The organism is Clostridium coskatii (assembly GCF_001675205.1).
In the GTDB taxonomy this organism is placed as follows: Bacteria; Bacillota; Clostridia; order Clostridiales; family Clostridiaceae; genus Clostridium_B; species Clostridium_B ljungdahlii.
Genome location: NZ_LROR01000027.1, coordinates 1 through 17,115, shown reverse-complemented (window position 1 = coordinate 17,115; position 17,115 = coordinate 1). Strand labels below are relative to the sequence as shown.

Below are 17,115 nucleotides of genomic sequence, written 5' to 3'. Positions count from 1 at the left end.
ACAACCATTTTTCATGTGAATATAAAAAGTTTACATGAGGAGCAATGTTATTAAGTTAAGAAATAAATATTATAGTTATGGAACAGAGTGTGTTAAAAAATACATACCTGTTCTTTTTTATATAATAATTTTTATCAAAATCTTGAAAAAGACTTGACAAATAGTAGGAAAAGTGTGGCGAAGTCTTTTAGGTACAATGATTTTTAAGGAGGTTCACCCATGGACGAATATGCAGATTTTATAAAGGAAAATTAGATACTGTGTTAACTGAAATGCAGGAATATTCAGGCATGTTTGTTGATAACCCTTAGAGAACGTTCCTAGATTTGATTTACACAAATCTAGGCACGTTCTCGAATATAAATGTTATTCAAGAAAAAACTTTTTTACTTTCCATATAAAGACACATTCTTAATATGCTGGGCATAGGTTTCTGCAAATACATGTGTATTGGTTTTAGTGTCCAGTACATAATAAAGGTAATTAGTTCTTTCAGGATGCATTGCAGCATTTATGGATTTTGTTCCTGGATTACATATTGGAGATGGCGGCAATCCTTTATTTAAGTAGGTATTATAAGGAGATTTTACAGTTAAATCCCTATTATATACTTTATCTTTATGTCCTATTATGTAGAGAATAGTTGCATCTATTTGTAAGGGCATATTTTTATTTAATCTATTGTAAATAACACTGGCTATCTTTGGCCTGTCCACATCTTTTCGCGCTTCTTTTTCTATTAGAGAAGCTGTTATTATAACATTTCTTATGCTTAAATTATTTTTAGTTATATAACTTTTACTTGGTTCTATATTTGTTTCAAAAGTTCTAAGCATTTCATTTATGATTTCTTTACTTGATGTGTTTTTTTCAAAAGTATATGTAGCAGGATATAAAAAACCGTCTAGCTTATGCTTGTCCTGAGGAAGACCTTTTAAAAACCAGTAATTGTTATCTGACCAGTTTTCTGCTGTATTCATAAAATCTTTTTCTGTAACTAATCCTGATTTCTCTAATGTCTTTCCTATTTGTTCATTTGTATATCCTTCAGGTATAACAACTTTTACTACAGCTCTGTTAACTCTATTATGCCTATTAATTAATTTATTCCTTACATAAAATGAACCGTATAATGCTAAAACAATAACAACGAATATAGATATGATTTTTCTAAGTTTCATAATTATAATGTCTATATCAACCATGAATTATTAGGTTAATAAGAACAACTTCACTCCTTTTTATTGTTTAAATATTTTTATTATTAGTATACCATATTTTACTCAGGCATATTAAAAAAATAACTAGTCAGTATGCTAGTATATTTTACTGATTATTTTCTTTTATATACCTTAGATTATTTTTTGTGAAATTTTAGAATATAACTGATTTTTATACAAAAAATAAATATAGTAATTAAGGCATTTTCAAAGAAATAACTAGTCAGTATACTGCCCTATTTTTTCAAATGCCTAATGGATGGAGGCTTGTATTAATTTGAAGAAAAAATTAATTGTTATAGTAGTTATTGTTATAATGTTCATGGGCAATAGTACTTTTGCTAAATATGGTATTTGTGAAGTACATTTTATAGATGTAGGCCAAGGGGATTGTACTTTAATAAAATTAGGTAATAAAAATTATTTAATAGATTCAGGAGCTGCATATTATACTAATAGGGTTATAAAATATTTAAATTCAAATAATGTAAATAAAATAGAAGGTATAATATTAACTCATTATCATGATGATCATTATGATGGCATATATAATATAGCTAAGTCGACAAAGGCTCATAAAGTATATTTACCTGACTATGAAAATAATATTAAATATTCTATAGCAGATAAATTGCTTAAAATGGGAGTATCTGTGGAATACATAGGAAAAGGCTGGAGTGTGAAACATTATGGTGTGAATCTTAAAGCTGTTGGGCCTATCTATAAAGATGGTAGTGTAGAGAACAACAATTCAATTGTACTTCAAGGTAAAATAGGAGGTTTGAATTATCTATTTGCGGGAGATTGTGAAAAAAGAGAAGAAAATGACATGATAAGGACAAAACAGCTAAAAAAATGTGATGTACTAAAGGTACCGCACCATGGTCTTAATACCAGCACAATGGTAGAATTTTTAAATAAGATACAACCTAAAGTAGCAATTGTAACTAGTGATGGAATAAATACACCAGATAAACGAGTTGAAAAAAGGTTAGCAAGTAAAGGGATTGTAGTATGGAGAAGTGACAGACAGGGAAATATTGTGATTAAAAATAAAATTCTATTTTCCGATAGAAATAATACTACTATAAAATTAAAATAATCCTAATATAGTGTATATAATTAGGATAAGTGTCCATAATATTCAAAAAGGAGGGATATTATGGATAATAGAAAAGTTCGTACAGTAGTATTGGTTATATTTACTATTTTAATTTTAGGTTTAAGTTGTTACATATGTGTAGTTGGATTTCAAAATGTAAATATGAATAGAGAAATAAAACAGGTTAGACAAGGAAATAAAACTTATGACACTGTAAACACAAATTCTAATATAAGTACAACTGTTCCTGAAAAAGCTAAAATTATATTTAAAATAAAATATAATAAAAGTGGAGAACTTAAGACGGAAAAAGAAGAATTGGCTGGAAAATTAGCAGGTAAAAGCAAAAATGAAGTTGAAAATATATACAAGACTGCTGGATATAAGGTTAATAAGTTCGGTGCAAAAGAAGTAGTACTTGTAAAAGAAGTGGATAAATATGAGCCTAATAAATATGTACTTGGAATAAAGAATGGTCTAATTGCTATATATAAGACAGACAATCAGGGGAATATGTTTATAGAAAATGAAAAGAGAGATGTAACTGATATAAAGACAAGCAAATTAAAAGAAGAAGATATAAGGCTTTTAACTAAGGGAGATAAATACTTTGAGTGTAATACAAGAGATGAAGCAGAATCACGCCTTGAAGACTATGAATAATAGCCTTTGAGGCTTTTTCTATATTTTTTGACGTTAGTGAAAAAAGTATCATTATTTGTTATTTAACAAATTCCATATTGTGAATTGCAGTACTTGAACTAAAGTACTTAAAATGATAAAGTATTATATGTTACAATATAACGCTTTGCTTAATTTTAATAAGTCTCGATATTTTGGAGGAATTTTAGATGTATGAATACATAAAGGGAATATATAAAGGTGTAAATAAAGATTATATAGTAGTTGAGAATAATGGAATTGGCTATAAAATAAATACATCTGGCAGTACGATTGCAAAAACTCCAAAGGTAGGAGAAAATATAGTGTTGTATTTGCAGCAGATAGTGAGAGAAGATTTTATAGGATTGTATGGCTTTTTAACTAAAGAAGAATTGAGTATGTTTAAACTTTTACTTACTATAAATGGTATAGGGGCAAGAGCAGCACTTTCGATTTTATCCATAAGTGACGTAAATAATTTGAAATATGCTATAATATCTGAAGATGAAAAAAATTTGGTAAGGGCACCTGGAATAGGTAAGAAAACTGCCCAAAGAATCATACTTGAACTTAAAGACAAGATAGATGTAGGTGAACTTACGAATAGTGAGGATGATATTGACAATATAAATGCAACTCAAAATACTTCTGAGGTCTTGGAGGCTCTTATAGCACTTGGATATTCGGAAAAGGAAGGAAATAAAGCCTTAGCTTCCATAGATAAAACAAAAGAAAGTTCTACTGAGGATATGATAAAGAAAGCTCTTAAATTTTTAATGAATTAGGTTAGGTGATAGTATGGAAGATAGAATAGTTACCCCCCTTAACATTAAAGAGGATACAGAAAATGAGTATAGTTTGAGACCTAAGAGACTCAATGAATATATAGGGCAGAAAAAGGTAAAAGATAAACTAAAGATATTTATAGAGGCCGCTAGAAATAGGAAGGAAGCACTAGATCATGTACTTCTTTATGGACCACCAGGTCTTGGAAAAACTACTCTTGCTAATATAATTGCTGTGGAAATGGGAGGAAACCTAAAAATTACTTCTGGACCAGCTATAGAAAGGGCAGGAGACCTGGCTGCAATACTTACCAGTTTAAATGATATGGATGTACTTTTTATAGATGAAATACACAGGTTAAATAGAAGTGTAGAGGAAATATTATATCCTGCTATGGAGGATTATGCACTAGATATAGTTATAGGAAAGGGAGCTGCAGCAAAGTCTATAAGATTGGACCTACCTAAATTCACTTTGATAGGTGCTACTACAAGGGTGGGACTTTTAACAGCGCCACTAAGGGATAGGTTTGGAGTACTATGTCCTATGGAGTTTTATAGAGAAGATGAACTCAGTGAAATCATAGTAAGATCAGCTGATATACTTAAAGTAAAAATAGAAACGGATGCAGCTTTTGAAATAGGAAAAAGGTCCAGGGGAACACCTAGAATTGCAAACAGATTATTAAAAAGAGTTAGAGATTATTCCGAGGTTAAGGGAAATGGTATAATAGACGTTAAAACGAGTCAAGCAGCTCTTGAATTGATGGAAGTTGATAACGAAGGTTTTGATAGCATAGACAATAAAATATTAAAAGCTATAATTGATAATTTTAATGGAGGACCTGTGGGGATAGAAACCTTAGCCTATTTTATAGGAGAAGAGTTAGATACTATACAAGATGTGTATGAGCCTTATCTACTCCAAAAAGGTTTTATAATAAGAACCCCAAGAGGTAGAGTGGCATCGGACAGTGCTTATAGACATTTTAACAGAAAGAGAAGTACAAATTCTAAAAAAAATTTTAACCAGTCTTCATTGTTCGACGACAAAATGTGATTTACACAAGATGAATGGAGTGAAAATATTGAAAGTTACAGATTTTGATTTTTATTTACCAGAGGAATTAATTGCACAGCATCCTTTAATGCAAAGGGATGAAGCTAGGCTTATGGTGCTTGATAAAAAAACTGGTGATATAGAGCATAAGGTATTTAAAGATATATTGGATTATTTGAATCCAGGTGACTGCCTTGTATTAAACGATACTAGAGTTTTGCCAGCAAGGCTTATAGGTTCAAAAGAAGGCAGTGGTGGTAAAATGGAAATTTTACTTCTAAAGAGAAATGCAGATGACACCTGGGAAACTTTAGTTAAGCCTGGAAAAAGAGCTAAGGTAGGAAGTAGGTTTGACTTTGGAGATGGAGAACTTAAGGCAGAAATAGTTTCAGTGAAAGAAGATGGAAATCGAATTGTTAAGTTTGAATATGAAGGAATATTTGAAGAAGTACTAGATAGGCTTGGTCAAATGCCTCTGCCTCCATATATAAAAGAAAAATTAGAGGACAAGGAAATGTATCAGACAGTGTATTCTAAAGAAGAGGGTTCTGCAGCAGCCCCTACAGCAGGTCTTCATTTTACTAAGGAATTGCTGAAAAAAATAGAGGATAAAGGGATAAAACTTGCGTTCTTGACTTTACATGTTGGACTTGGAACTTTTAGACCTGTAAAGGTTGAAAATATAGAAGAACATAATATGCATTCAGAGTATTACTGTATGACGAAAGAAACTGCAGATATGATAAATGAAACCAGGGAAAAAGGAGGAAGCATAATTGCAGTGGGGACTACTTCCTGTAGAACACTTGAAACCATTGGAGATGAAAACGGAAAAGTTAGGGAACAGTCTGGTTGGACGGATATATTTATATATCCTGGATATAAATATAAAGTAGTAGATAAACTTATAACAAATTTTCATTTACCCCAGTCTACACTCATAATGCTTGTAAGTGCGCTTTGTGGAAGAGAAAAAATACTAAATGCATATAACTGTGCAGTTAAAGAAAAATATAGATTTTTTAGCTTTGGAGATGCTATGTTCTTAAAATAGATTTGAGGTGTTTGAATGTATAAATTACTAAAGAAACAGGGAAGTGCTAGAAGAGGTGAATTTACTACACCTCACGGAGTAGTTCAAACTCCAGTTTTTATGAATGTAGGTACCTTGGCAGCTATAAAAGGAGCAGTTTCTACCTGCGATTTAAAAGAAATTGGATGCCAGGTGGAACTTTCAAATACTTATCATTTAAGCTTAAGACCTGGAGATAAGATAATAAGAAAACTTGGTGGATTACATAAATTTATGAATTGGGATAGACCTATTTTAACTGATTCTGGAGGATTTCAGGTGTTTTCTCTGTCAAAGATTAGAAAGATAAAAGAAGAGGGAGTATATTTTAATTCACACATAGATGGAAGTAAAATATTTATGGGACCTGAAGAGAGTATGCAAATTCAAAGTAATTTGGCATCTACTGTAGCTATGGCTTTTGACGAGTGCATAGAAAATCCGTCTCCCAAAGATTATGTTCAGCGTTCTGTTGAAAGAACCACAAGATGGCTCAAAAGATGTAAAGTTGAAATGGATAGATTGAATTCTTTGCCAGATACTATAAATAATAAGCAGATGCTGTTTGGTATAAACCAGGGCGGTGTCTACGATGATATAAGAATAGAGCACGCTAAAATAATAAGTGAGATGAATTTAGACGGATATGCTATTGGGGGTTTAGCTGTAGGGGAAACTCATGAGGAAATGTATAGAATTATAGAAAAAGTAGTTCCTCACCTTCCACAGGATAAGCCTATATATTTGATGGGAGTTGGAACCCCAGCAAACATACTTGAAGCAGTAGAAAGAGGAGTAGATTTCTTTGATTGTGTACTTCCTGCTAGGAATGGAAGGCATTCTCATGTATTTACATCAGAGGGAGAAATAAATCTTTTAAATGCTAAATATCAGCTGGATGATTCCCCTATAGACAGAGGATGCCAGTGTCCTACTTGTAAAAATTACACTAGGGCATATATAAGACATTTGTTTAAGGCAAAAGAAATGCTTGCTATGAGGTTATGTGTGCTTCATAATTTGTATTTTTATAATAATTTAATGAAAGAAATAAGAGATTCTATTGATGGAGACTATTTCCCTAAATATAAAAAGGAAAAGCTTGAACAATGGAATCAATAAAATTAAAACTCTGTTAAAAAAAGGAGGTGAAAAAATTGGATTCATTGGTTAGATTAGCACCACTTTTATTTATAGTAGTAATCTTTTATTTACTTATATTTCTACCAGAAAGCAAGAGAAAAAAGAAATATAATGCAATGCTTGAAAGCCTTAAGGTTAATGATGAAGTTATGACTAAGGGTGGCATAATAGGAAAAGTTGTAAATATCCAGGACAGAAATATAACTATTCAAACAGGACCGGATAGAGTAAGAATAAAGTTAGATAAAACAGGAGTACTAAATATTCTATCTGAACCTAAAAGTCAAGAAAGTTCTTCTAAGAAAATAGAGGAAAAAAAGGAAGAAAAAAAAGAAGTTTAAAAATTAGGTATAAAGCACCTTTTATCTACATAAATACTATTAGATGGGAGGTGCTTTGATTTGGAAAAAGGTAGTAATTACCTTTCTGCAGTGGAAGGAGTTCTTAGAGGTTTTATAATTACAGTTATTTTACTTTTAATTTTTGCAGTTATAATGACTTTTGTAGATATAGGTTCAAGAGTAAGGTACATATTTTACGTTATTACAAACATACTTAGTATAATGTATGGAGTTATTTATGCAGTGCGAAGAATAGGTAAAAAAGGATGGCTTGTGGGTATTGGAGTAACTCTTTTATATTTGCTTATACTGTATGTAGTTTCTATAATTTCTGGAAACTCTGCAGCTATAAGTTCCTATGGAGTAAAACGATTGCTACTTGACCTTATAGTAGGAGCTTTATCAGGTATGATCGCAATTAACTTATGAGAATCTCTTAGACTTCGTATTTAATGGACAACTTTATTTTATTATAGCTTTATGTTATAATCAAACAGATAACTTTATTAATTGGAGGAGCTTAGAGAATGAAGCATATAAAAACTTTAAATAATGCTAATATAAAAGAAAGTTTAAAAAAACCAGGATGTAAGGAATGTGCTAATTCATGTCAATCAGCATGTAAAACTTCTTGCACAGTTGCCAATTTAGCTTGTGAAAACTAATATAAATTTTAGGCAGTAACAAAATAGTTACTGCCTAAAATTTATATAATGAAAAATTATACACTTTTATTAGGAGGAGAACAATTTGGCTAATATTCATAAATTTGTCCAGGGTGGATATAGATATGTTATAGATGTAAACTCTGGTGCACTTCATGAAATTGATGAACTAGTATATGATATTTTAGATGATGAAGGACTGCCAGAACTTGAAAAAGTGGTAGAACTTCTTAATGATAAATATAAAAGAGAAGAAGTTGTGGAGGCTTATGGTGAGATACAACAGCTAATTGAAAAAGAAATGTTGTATTCTAAAGATTTATATGAAGGAATTGCAAAAAAGCATGAGAGTGAACCTTCATTTATAAAAGCATTATGCCTTAATATTGCCCATGATTGTAATTTGAGATGCAAATATTGTTTTGCAGATGAAGGTGAGTATAAAGGACGCAGAAAACTCATGTCTGCAAAAATAGGAAAAAAGGCTATTGATTTTGTTATAGAAAAATCGGGACCTAGGAAGAATATAGAGGTTGACTTGTTTGGTGGAGAACCACTTATGGCCTTTGATGCAGTAAAGGAAATCGTAGAGTATGCTAAGAAGCAGGAAAAGCTGCACAACAAAAATATAAGATTTACAATGACTACTAATGCTACCCTGTTAAATGATGAGATAATGGATTATCTTGATAAAAACATGGGAAATATAGTACTAAGTATTGATGGAAGAAAAGAAGTAAATGACAAAGTAAGAGTTAGGGTTGATGGTACAGGAAGTTTTGACTCTATACTTCCTAAAATAAAAAAGATGGTAAAAATAAGGGACAAGTCTAAGCAATACTATGCTAGAGGAACTTTTACTAGAAATAATATTGATTTCTTCGAAGATATAAAATATCTTGCAGATCAGGGATTTGATGAAATATCTGTGGAACCCGTAGTACTTCCAGAGGATGATCCATTGTCTCTTAGAGAAGAAGACCTTCCGATTATTTATGAACAATATGATAAATTATATGAGGAAATGATTAGAAGAAACAAGGAAGGAGGAAAGTTTAAGTTTTACCATTTTAATATAGACATTGCAGGCGGTCCTTGTGTATATAAAAGAATATCAGGATGTGGGGCAGGACATGAGTATGTAGCTATAACACCAGATGGAGATATATATCCTTGTCATCAATTTGTAGGTAATGAAGCTTTTAAAATGGGAAATTTAAGTGATATTGATAACCTAAGGCAGGATATTTCTAAACAATTTAAGGCTGCCCACATATATAACAAACCTGAATGTAAGAAATGTTGGGCAAGATTTTACTGCAGCGGCGGATGTCAGGCTAATAATTACAATTTCAATAAGGATATGAACATACCTTACAGTCTTGGATGCAAAATGCAGAAAAAGAGAATTGAGTGTGCCATTGCACTTAAAAGTAGAATTTTGAAAAAATAGTAATAACATTTACAAAAACTTAATACATCATATTACTTTATTTGTAATATGTGTATTGACGGTGTTTTTCTTAAGTAATATAATTGCTAATGTAAATAGGTGAGGATAAGAGGTAGTTGGTTATTGACGAAGGAGGATAAAAATGAAATCTAAGGCGAAAAGTACCGTAGTTTTCTTTCTATGCATAATTTTAATAGGCTTTTTAGCTTATACGGGAGCATATGGAGTAACTTTTGGTGGATATAAATTAAAGCCATTTAGCCAAGTAATAAATAAAGGACTTGATCTTCAAGGTGGAGTTTCTGTACTTGAAGAAATACAGTCTAAAAATGTGGATCAAGATACTGTAAATAGAACTGTAGACATGATCTCACAAAGGGTTAACAAGTTAGGAGTAAGTGAAACTACGACTGTAAGAGAAGGAAAAGACAGGATAAGAATTGATATACCTGGAAAATTTGATGCAAAAGAAGTAGTAGATGGTGTAGCAAAAACTGGTGATCTTAAGTTTGTTGGGCCAGACAACAAAACTATACTTACAGGTAAGGATGTGAAAAATGCTACAGCTTCTATTGACCCTCAAAATGGCAGTCAAGGTGAAATAAATCTAGAGTTAAATCAATCAGGTGCTCAGAAGTTTGCAGATGCTACTCAAAAATTTATGGGTCAAGTAATTACAATATATTTAGATAAGGATAAATTGTCAGATCCGAAAGTAGATGCACATATAACGGATGGTAGAGCTATTATAAGTGGCCATATGACCATGAAAGAGGCTCAAACAAAGGCAAATTTGATAAAATCAGGTGCACTTCCAGTTACTGTAAAACCAGTGCAGGTTAAAACTGTAGGAGCTTCTCTTGGTGCTAATGCACTTCCACTTAGTATATTAGCAGGTAAGATAGGTATAGGTCTAGTAATGATATTTATGCTTTTATATTATAGATTACCTGGACTTGTTGCAGATATAGCACTTGTACTATATGTATATATAGTTTTAGCAGCTTTTGCCAACGTAAATGTAACTTTGACATTAGCTGGTATTGCAGCGTTTTTGTTAACAGTAGGTATGGCAGTAGATGCCAATATACTTATATTTGAGAGAACTAAAGAGGAGCTTAAAAGCGGTAAATCCATTAGGGCCTCTGTAGATGCGGGATTTAGAAGAGCCATGACTTCAATACTGGATTCAAATATAACTACTATTATTTCAGGATGTGTCCTTTATAATATTGGTACAGGTTCTGTAAAAGGATTTGCACTTACCCTTATTATAGGTACAATTTTGAGTATGTTTACGGCTATAACGGTAACTAGAACTCTTATGAAGTTACTAGCTAATATGGGTTGGTTTAACCATAAGGAGACAATTGGAACCTTTGGTGTGCATGACTTTAGAAAGGGGGTAGTAAAGTAATATGTATAAGATTATTGAAAAAAGAAAAATATGGTTTACTATATCCCTTATAATAATTGCTATTGGAATATTTACTATGGCTACTAAAGGTCTTGAATATGGACTGGATTTTAAAGGTGGTACAGTAGTTGAAATAAATGTGGGTCAGGATTTTAATAAACAGGACGTAGATAATATAGTAAAGAAATACTCCGGTGATTTTCAATCCAATAAAGTAGATAATAAGTCTATATCTATAAAGGCTGCTACTTTAAGCAATAATGATGTTAGTAATATTGTAAAAGCTGTAAAGGCAAAGTATAAAAAAAGTAGTTTGACGAATCAAGAAAATATAGGTGCGGTTATAGGCCAAGAAACAAGGACCAAAGCTCTGCAAGCTGTTATAGTGGCAATTATAGCTATGTTTATATATATAGGTATAAGGTTTGAGTTAAGTTTTGGTATAGCAGCTATTATATCATTAACTCATAATGTGCTTGTAATGCTTTCTGTATACGCAGTACTTAGAGTCCCTATAGACTCTAACTTTATAGCAGCAGCCCTTACGGTTATAGGTTATTCTGTCCATGATACTATAGTTGTTTTTGATAGAATAAGAGAAAATCAAAAATACATGAGAGGACAGGAACCTATAGTAGTTGCAGATGCCAGTGTAACTCAGACATTGGCAAGATCTATAAATACAGTATTGACTGTTGTAATAACATTGACAGCAGTATATGTTTTAGTACCTTCTGTAAGAGTTTTCTCAGAACCGATACTTATAGGAATAATTACAGGATGTTACTCTTCTATATGCATAGCTAGTCCGTGTTGGGTAATTATAAAGAAACATATGCTTCGAAATAAAAAAAAGTTGCATACAGTAAGTGAATAAGCTATAAAATATACATTAAATATGATAAAATAAAAAATCTAGAGTATATTGGTACTCTGGATTTTTTTATTGCACATAATCTAACTATAATGTATTTGTAATAGAAGACAATATCATTTATAATATAAGTGCTTTCGATAAATTTGGAGGATTTTATTATGGAGAGGCAAAAAGATAATATACAGGATTTTAATTTTTTAGGTATGAATAACCCTTTTCTTTTAAAGGATATGGAGAAAGCTTTAAAAAGAATAATAAAAGCAGTAAATGAGAGAGAAAAAATTGTAATTTATGGTACATGTGACTTGGATGGTATAACTTCGGTGTCACTTATGTTATTAGTGTTAAAATATTTAAATGCAGATGTAGAATATTTTATCTCTGATAAAATTAATGATTATAGTATAAAGTCAGATATAATAAAAAACCACATAAAATTTTTAGGTGCAAAGGTTATAATAACAGCTGGCTGTGGAATTCAAAGCGTTTCACAGATAGAGTTATGCAAAACTTTGGGTATTGATGTTATAATAACAGATTACCATAAATCTGGGGAAATTTTGCCGAAAGCCATTATTGTAAATCCCAATCAGAAGCAGTGTACATATCCATTTAAAGATTTAACAGCGGTAGGTGTTACCTTTAAGTTATCTCAGGCTATATCAATGTATTATGATATGAAGTACATAAGTAAGTATTTAGATCTTGTAGCTTTAGGTATTTTTTCTCGGGGAATTGATATAACTGGTGAAAATAAGATAATGGTAAATGAAGGTATGTATTATTTAAAATGTACAAATAATTATGGAGTAAGGGCACTACTTAAAGTGAATGATATTTCTAGTGTGAATATAGAGAATGTACGTGAATTGTCAAATAAAATGATGTGCTCAATTAAGAACAAGAGATATATAGATAATGCAAGGATTGCAGTAGAGCTTTTTATAACTGAAAATATGGATAGGGCAGAACAAATAGCTAAATATTTGAAAAATGAGATTATATAAAGGTAAAATATCTTAAACTTGAATATGTATCAATATTTAATATATAATTGTAAAGTAGGTTTCTATTGGAATGATTAAGTTATTTTTAGGGGGGATTACAGGTGGATTTAAAAGATAAAATAAGAGTAATAGATGGGTTTCCAAAGGAAGGAATAAGTTTTAAAGATATAACTACTTTGCTGCAGGATAAAACAGCTTTTAAGCATACAGTAAATAAAATAGCTAGATATTTAAAAAATAAACATATTGACGTAGTAGTAGGGCCTGAAGCAAGAGGATTTTTATTTGGAGCACCTATAGCCTATGCCATAGGTGCAGGTTTCGTTCCTATAAGAAAAAAGGGAAAGTTGCCTTATGATACTTTTAGTGTTAGTTATGACTTAGAATATGGCAGTGATATACTTGAAATGCACAAAGATGCAATAAAAAAGGGAGATAGAGTGGTAATAATTGATGACTTGCTTGCAACAGGTGGCACTACTGCTTCTGTGGTGAAACTTATAGAACAAGCAGGTGGGGAAGTTGTTACTATAGGATTTGTTATAGAATTGACGGATTTAAAAGGCAGGGAAAAATTAGAAGGCTATGATGTAATTTCTCTTACTAAATATAATGTTTAGGATATATAAAATTTCAAATTGCAAGTTTTTTTAGTATATAATATAATATTAGTAAAAAATAATGGCTGGTTTGTTAAACCAGCCATTGATTTTAGGGAGTATCGGTATGTTAGAAAAATTAATGGAGTTAATAGATAAAAACTGTAATAATGTAGATAAAAAAATAGTAGAAAAGGCTTATTATTTTGCCGATGAAGCTCATAAAAAACAGAAAAGGGAATCGGGAGAACCTTATATAAGCCATCCTGTAGAAGTAGCTTATATATTGGTAGAAATGGGACTCGATACCAGCACCATAGTAGCAGGACTCCTTCATGACGTAATAGAAGATACGCAATTTAGCTATGAAGACATAGAAAGGGAATTCAGTGTAGAAGTTGCAAACTTAGTAGAAGGTGTTACTAAATTAGGTAAAATAGAATGTAAAACTAAGGAAGAGCAGCAAGCTGATAACGTTAGAAAGATGCTCCTTGCAATGGCAGATGACATAAGAGTAATACTTATAAAATTAGCAGATAGACTTCATAATATGAGAACACTTAAATACATGCCTGTGAAAAAACAGAAAGAAAAAGCAAAAGAAACTTTTGACATATATGCACCTCTTGCCCATAGGCTTGGAATGTCTAAAATTAAATGGGAACTTGAGGATTTAGCCTTTAGGTATATAAATCAAAATGAATATTATTTTATAGTTAGAAAAATTGCTGAAAAAAGAGTAGAAAGAGAAAAATATATTGATGAAATAATATCTCAATTAAAAGATAACCTTAAAAAGTCGGGAATAGATTCAGACATTGAAGGAAGACCAAAGCATTTTTATAGTATATATAGAAAGATGGTAAAGAAAAATAAAACTATAGATCAAATTTTTGATTTAACTGCTGTAAGAATTTTAGTAAATACAGTAAAGGATTGTTATGCTGCACTGGGAATAGCACATACAATATATAAGCCTATGCCAGGAAGATTTAAGGACTATATTGCTATGCCTAAACCAAACATGTATCAATCACTACATTCTACAGTTATAGGGCCTCAAGGCAAACCTTTTGAAATACAGATAAGAACTTTTGAAATGCATAAAACAGCAGAATATGGAATAGCAGCTCACTGGAAATATAAGGAGGGCGTTGATACAGCAAATGATATAGATAAGAAACTTACCTGGTTAAGAGAAATACTTGAGTGGCAGAGAGAAACTTCAGATGCAGAAGAGTTTATGGAAAGATTTAAAATAGATTTGTTTTCAGATGAGGTATTTGTATTTACTCCAAATGGAAAGGTAATAAATTTACCTTATGAAGCAACCCCTATAGATTTTGCATATAAGATACATACTGAGATAGGAAATAGTTGTATAGGTGCAAAAGTAAGTGGTAAGATGGTACCTCTTGACTATCATTTGAAAACAGGGGAAATTGTAGAAGTGCTTGTATCAAGTACACCCAAAGGTCCAAGTATTGACTGGCTAAATATGGCGAAAAGTAATCAGGCAAAAAGCAAGATAAGATCCTGGTTCAAAAAGGCAAAAAGAGAAGAGAATATAGTAAAAGGAAAGGACCTTCTTGAAAAGGAAACAAAAAAGCAAGGATATAATTTTGGGGAAATTGCTAAGAAGGAAATCCTAGATACAGTTCTTAAAAGGTATAATATGAATTCTGCAGATGACTTGTATGCTTCTGTAGGAATTGGTGCTGTAACCTCTTCTACTATAGTTTCAAGAATAAAAGATATTTATATGAAAACTTCAAAAATGGATGAAATTGACTGGAAGAAGATTCAAGAGAATCTGGATCAACCTATGGGTAAGTCTCATAAAGCAGAGAAAAAATCTCCAGGGATAATAGTAAAGGGTGAAAGCAATGTATTGGTTAGATTTGCCAAGTGCTGTAATCCTGTTCCAGGTGATGACATAATAGGATATATAACAAAGGGAAGAGGAGTATCAATCCATAGAAAAGATTGTAAAAATGCAGAATTCCTATTAAAGAATAAAGATAACATGGTGGTTGAAGTTTCCTGGGGAAGACCAAAAGGAGCAGAGTATATTGCTCAGATTAAAATAGAAGCTGAAGATAGGGGAAAACTTTTGGCTGAATCTATGGAAGTTATAAGTAATAGTAAGACTGCACTTTATGCTGTAAATGCTAAGCCAGTAAAAAATGGATTGGCTGTTATAGATATAAAATTAAAAATATCAAATGTAGATGACTTAAAGGATGTAATGAAAAAGTTTAGAAAATTAGAGGGCGTTATTCAGGTTTATAGAACCAAAAATTAAGGAGATATGTTATTATGAGAGCAGTAGTTCAAAGAGTCAATAGCTCTAAAGTTGAAGTGGAAGGAAAGGTTATAGGACAAATACAAAAGGGGTTAAATGTACTACTTGGAATATCTAAAGAAGATACAGATGAGGATATAATTTATATGAGGGACAAAATATTGAACCTCAGAATATTTGAAGATGAAAATGGAAAGCTCAATAAGTCCTTACTGGATGTAAACGGAGAAATAATTATAGTTTCCCAGTTCACTTTATATGGAGATTGTAGAAAAGGCAGAAGACCCAGTTTTATAGAAGCATTGGGTGGGGATGAAGCCGAGAAAATATACGAAAAATTTGTAGATCAATGCAGAAATTTAGTAGGCAAGGTTGAGACAGGAAAATTTGGTGCAAATATGTTAGTGAGTATAGAAAATGATGGACCTGTCACTATTATGATAGACAGCAAGAAGAAGTTTTAATTATCAAAGTAAAGGAAAAGATAAGGAGGTATTTTTATGAAACTGACAAAAGTCATAGTAGGGGTATATGCAGCTAATTGTTATATATTGGCAGATGAAAAAGAGGGTAAGTCTGTAGTAATTGATCCTGGTGATGATGTAAAAGATATAATAGATGCTATAGATGCTTCAAAGACAAAAGTAGAATATATATTGCTAACTCATGGTCATGCAGATCATACGAGCGCAGCTGAGGAAATAAGAAATAAATATAATGCACCTATAGCAATAAGCAGAGAAGACTATAACATGATGAAATCAAGAGAACTTATGTATGGAAAGCTTATAGATGAAGTTGACATATATATTGAAGATAACCAGGTGTTTGAATTTGGAAATATAAAGTTAAAAGCACTTTATACACCTGGACATACACCTGGTGGAGTAAGCTTCTTAGGAGAAAACATGGTGTTTACAGGAGATACACTTTTTAAAAGATCTGTAGGAAGAACTGACTTTACAGGAGGAGACTTTAATGCAATCATAGACAGTATAAAAAATAGGCTTATGACTTTACCAGATGAAATGGTTGTATTTCCAGGTCATGGTTCTAAAACTTCTATCAAAGAAGAAAAAATGTATAATCCATTTTTATAGATTTAAGCATTGTAGTAAAAAATGACATATACTAGGGCTATGCTGTCAAATTTCAACACCATAAAAACTTTTAGTAAGTCTAGAGTTCGGTATTTTGAAAATCTAAAGGAGTTTAGCTAAACTCGTACCTCAAACATAGCTAAACTCCTAAGATTTTCTAAAATACTTCACTAAGACTCATAAAAAAGTTTTTAAAGGTGTTTTCAATTTTGACATCATATCTTCTAGTATAAGGTCAAATTTTACTTACAATTCTGCACAGCATTTTTAAAACTCAAACTTATTCGCAGGATTATTTTTACAACG

Annotated in this window: 18 protein-coding genes; 17 read left to right on the top strand and 1 reads right to left on the bottom strand. The window is 31.4% G+C overall.

From position 1 onward, the window contains the following. Positions 1 to 386: 386 nt before the first annotated feature. The gene (gene mltG, locus CLCOS_RS02455) at positions 387 to 1,205 is read right to left on the bottom strand and encodes an endolytic transglycosylase MltG (RefSeq protein ID WP_013240014.1); all 819 of its coding nucleotides are present in this window, start codon (positions 1,203 to 1,205) and stop codon (positions 387 to 389) included. A gap of 292 nt (positions 1,206 to 1,497) precedes the next feature. Here mltG and CLCOS_RS02450 point away from each other — a divergent pair, with 292 nt between their 5' ends. The 17 genes from CLCOS_RS02450 (at position 1,498) to CLCOS_RS02370 (ending at position 16,809) form a co-directional block, all read left to right on the top strand. Further along, the gene (locus tag CLCOS_RS02450) at positions 1,498 to 2,322 is read left to right on the top strand and encodes a ComEC/Rec2 family competence protein (RefSeq protein WP_023162183.1); all 825 of its coding nucleotides are present in this window, start codon (positions 1,498 to 1,500) and stop codon (positions 2,320 to 2,322) included. A gap of 60 nt (positions 2,323 to 2,382) precedes the next feature. Continuing rightward, positions 2,383 to 2,985, top strand: coding sequence for a hypothetical protein (locus CLCOS_RS02445; RefSeq protein ID WP_013240012.1), 603 nt, complete (start codon positions 2,383 to 2,385; stop codon positions 2,983 to 2,985). Positions 2,986 to 3,173: 188 nt separating this feature from the next. Next, entirely contained in the window at positions 3,174 to 3,770 is a 597-nt protein-coding gene (gene ruvA, locus CLCOS_RS02440) for a Holliday junction branch migration protein RuvA (protein WP_063600055.1), read from the top strand. 13 nt (positions 3,771 to 3,783) lie between these two features. Then, positions 3,784 to 4,830: a Holliday junction branch migration DNA helicase RuvB gene (ruvB, locus tag CLCOS_RS02435; protein ID WP_063600056.1), complete on the top strand. Its 1,047-nt coding sequence runs from the start codon at positions 3,784 to 3,786 to the stop codon at positions 4,828 to 4,830. Positions 4,831 to 4,858: 28 nt separating this feature from the next. Next, positions 4,859 to 5,884, top strand: coding sequence for a tRNA preQ1(34) S-adenosylmethionine ribosyltransferase-isomerase QueA (gene queA / locus CLCOS_RS02430; RefSeq protein WP_023162180.1), 1,026 nt, complete (start codon positions 4,859 to 4,861; stop codon positions 5,882 to 5,884). A 15-nt stretch (positions 5,885 to 5,899) separates the two neighbouring features. Then, positions 5,900 to 7,024 (top strand): tRNA guanosine(34) transglycosylase Tgt, encoded by a 1,125-nt coding sequence (gene tgt / locus CLCOS_RS02425; RefSeq protein WP_013240008.1) that lies wholly within the window; start codon positions 5,900 to 5,902, stop codon positions 7,022 to 7,024. Between the two features lie 35 nt (positions 7,025 to 7,059). Then, entirely contained in the window at positions 7,060 to 7,386 is a 327-nt protein-coding gene (gene yajC, locus CLCOS_RS02420) for a preprotein translocase subunit YajC (RefSeq protein WP_013240007.1), read from the top strand. A 60-nt stretch (positions 7,387 to 7,446) separates the two neighbouring features. Further along, complete coding sequence (locus CLCOS_RS02415) at positions 7,447 to 7,815, top strand: TIGR04086 family membrane protein (RefSeq protein WP_013240006.1); 369 nt, start codon at positions 7,447 to 7,449, stop codon at positions 7,813 to 7,815. A gap of 98 nt (positions 7,816 to 7,913) precedes the next feature. After that, on the top strand, positions 7,914 to 8,051 hold the full coding sequence (scfA, locus tag CLCOS_RS02410) for a six-cysteine ranthipeptide SCIFF (protein WP_013240005.1): 138 nt from the start codon (positions 7,914 to 7,916) through the stop codon (positions 8,049 to 8,051). 85 nt (positions 8,052 to 8,136) lie between these two features. Further along, entirely contained in the window at positions 8,137 to 9,504 is a 1,368-nt protein-coding gene (gene scfB / locus CLCOS_RS02405) for a thioether cross-link-forming SCIFF peptide maturase (protein WP_023162177.1), read from the top strand. 142 nt (positions 9,505 to 9,646) lie between these two features. Further along, positions 9,647 to 10,921: a protein translocase subunit SecD gene (gene secD, locus CLCOS_RS02400; protein WP_063600057.1), complete on the top strand. Its 1,275-nt coding sequence runs from the start codon at positions 9,647 to 9,649 to the stop codon at positions 10,919 to 10,921. Position 10,922: 1 nt separating this feature from the next. Then, complete coding sequence (gene secF / locus CLCOS_RS02395) at positions 10,923 to 11,798, top strand: protein translocase subunit SecF (protein WP_013240002.1); 876 nt, start codon at positions 10,923 to 10,925, stop codon at positions 11,796 to 11,798. Positions 11,799 to 11,956: 158 nt separating this feature from the next. Continuing rightward, positions 11,957 to 12,805 carry a DHH family phosphoesterase gene (locus CLCOS_RS02390; protein WP_013240001.1) on the top strand — a complete coding sequence of 283 codons (849 nt, stop codon included), beginning with the start codon at positions 11,957 to 11,959 and terminating at the stop codon, positions 12,803 to 12,805. A 101-nt stretch (positions 12,806 to 12,906) separates the two neighbouring features. Continuing rightward, the gene (locus CLCOS_RS02385) at positions 12,907 to 13,425 is read left to right on the top strand and encodes an adenine phosphoribosyltransferase (RefSeq protein WP_013240000.1); all 519 of its coding nucleotides are present in this window, start codon (positions 12,907 to 12,909) and stop codon (positions 13,423 to 13,425) included. Positions 13,426 to 13,531: 106 nt separating this feature from the next. Beyond that, entirely contained in the window at positions 13,532 to 15,709 is a 2,178-nt protein-coding gene (locus CLCOS_RS02380; RefSeq protein ID WP_063600058.1) for a RelA/SpoT family protein, read from the top strand. Positions 15,710 to 15,723: 14 nt separating this feature from the next. Beyond that, a complete protein-coding gene (gene dtd / locus CLCOS_RS02375; RefSeq protein ID WP_023162175.1) occupies positions 15,724 to 16,173 on the top strand; it encodes a D-aminoacyl-tRNA deacylase in 450 nt (149 codons plus the stop codon). Between the two features lie 36 nt (positions 16,174 to 16,209). Next, positions 16,210 to 16,809, top strand: a complete 600-nt coding sequence (locus CLCOS_RS02370; RefSeq protein WP_063600059.1) for an MBL fold metallo-hydrolase — start codon at positions 16,210 to 16,212, stop codon at positions 16,807 to 16,809. Positions 16,810 to 17,115: the final 306 nt, after the last annotated feature.

Bases quoted from the DNA above. Each gene is read 5' to 3' on its own strand.
- tgt (WP_013240008.1), top strand. From the start codon at position 5,900: ATGTATAAATTACTAAAGAAACAGGGAAGTGCTAGAAGAGGTGAATTT.
- secF (WP_013240002.1), top strand. From the start codon at position 10,923: ATGTATAAGATTATTGAAAAAAGAAAAATATGGTTTACTATATCCCTT.
- CLCOS_RS02380 (WP_063600058.1), top strand. From the start codon at position 13,532: ATGTTAGAAAAATTAATGGAGTTAATAGATAAAAACTGTAATAATGTA.
- mltG (WP_013240014.1), bottom strand. From the start codon at position 1,205: ATGGTTGATATAGACATTATAATTATGAAACTTAGAAAAATCATATCT.
- CLCOS_RS02370 (WP_063600059.1), top strand. From the start codon at position 16,210: ATGAAACTGACAAAAGTCATAGTAGGGGTATATGCAGCTAATTGTTAT.
- secD (WP_063600057.1), top strand. From the start codon at position 9,647: ATGAAATCTAAGGCGAAAAGTACCGTAGTTTTCTTTCTATGCATAATT.
- dtd (WP_023162175.1), top strand. From the start codon at position 15,724: ATGAGAGCAGTAGTTCAAAGAGTCAATAGCTCTAAAGTTGAAGTGGAA.
- ruvA (WP_063600055.1), top strand. From the start codon at position 3,174: ATGTATGAATACATAAAGGGAATATATAAAGGTGTAAATAAAGATTAT.
- ruvB (WP_063600056.1), top strand. From the start codon at position 3,784: ATGGAAGATAGAATAGTTACCCCCCTTAACATTAAAGAGGATACAGAA.
- CLCOS_RS02390 (WP_013240001.1), top strand. From the start codon at position 11,957: ATGGAGAGGCAAAAAGATAATATACAGGATTTTAATTTTTTAGGTATG.
- CLCOS_RS02445 (WP_013240012.1), top strand. From the start codon at position 2,383: ATGGATAATAGAAAAGTTCGTACAGTAGTATTGGTTATATTTACTATT.
- scfA (WP_013240005.1), top strand. From the start codon at position 7,914: ATGAAGCATATAAAAACTTTAAATAATGCTAATATAAAAGAAAGTTTA.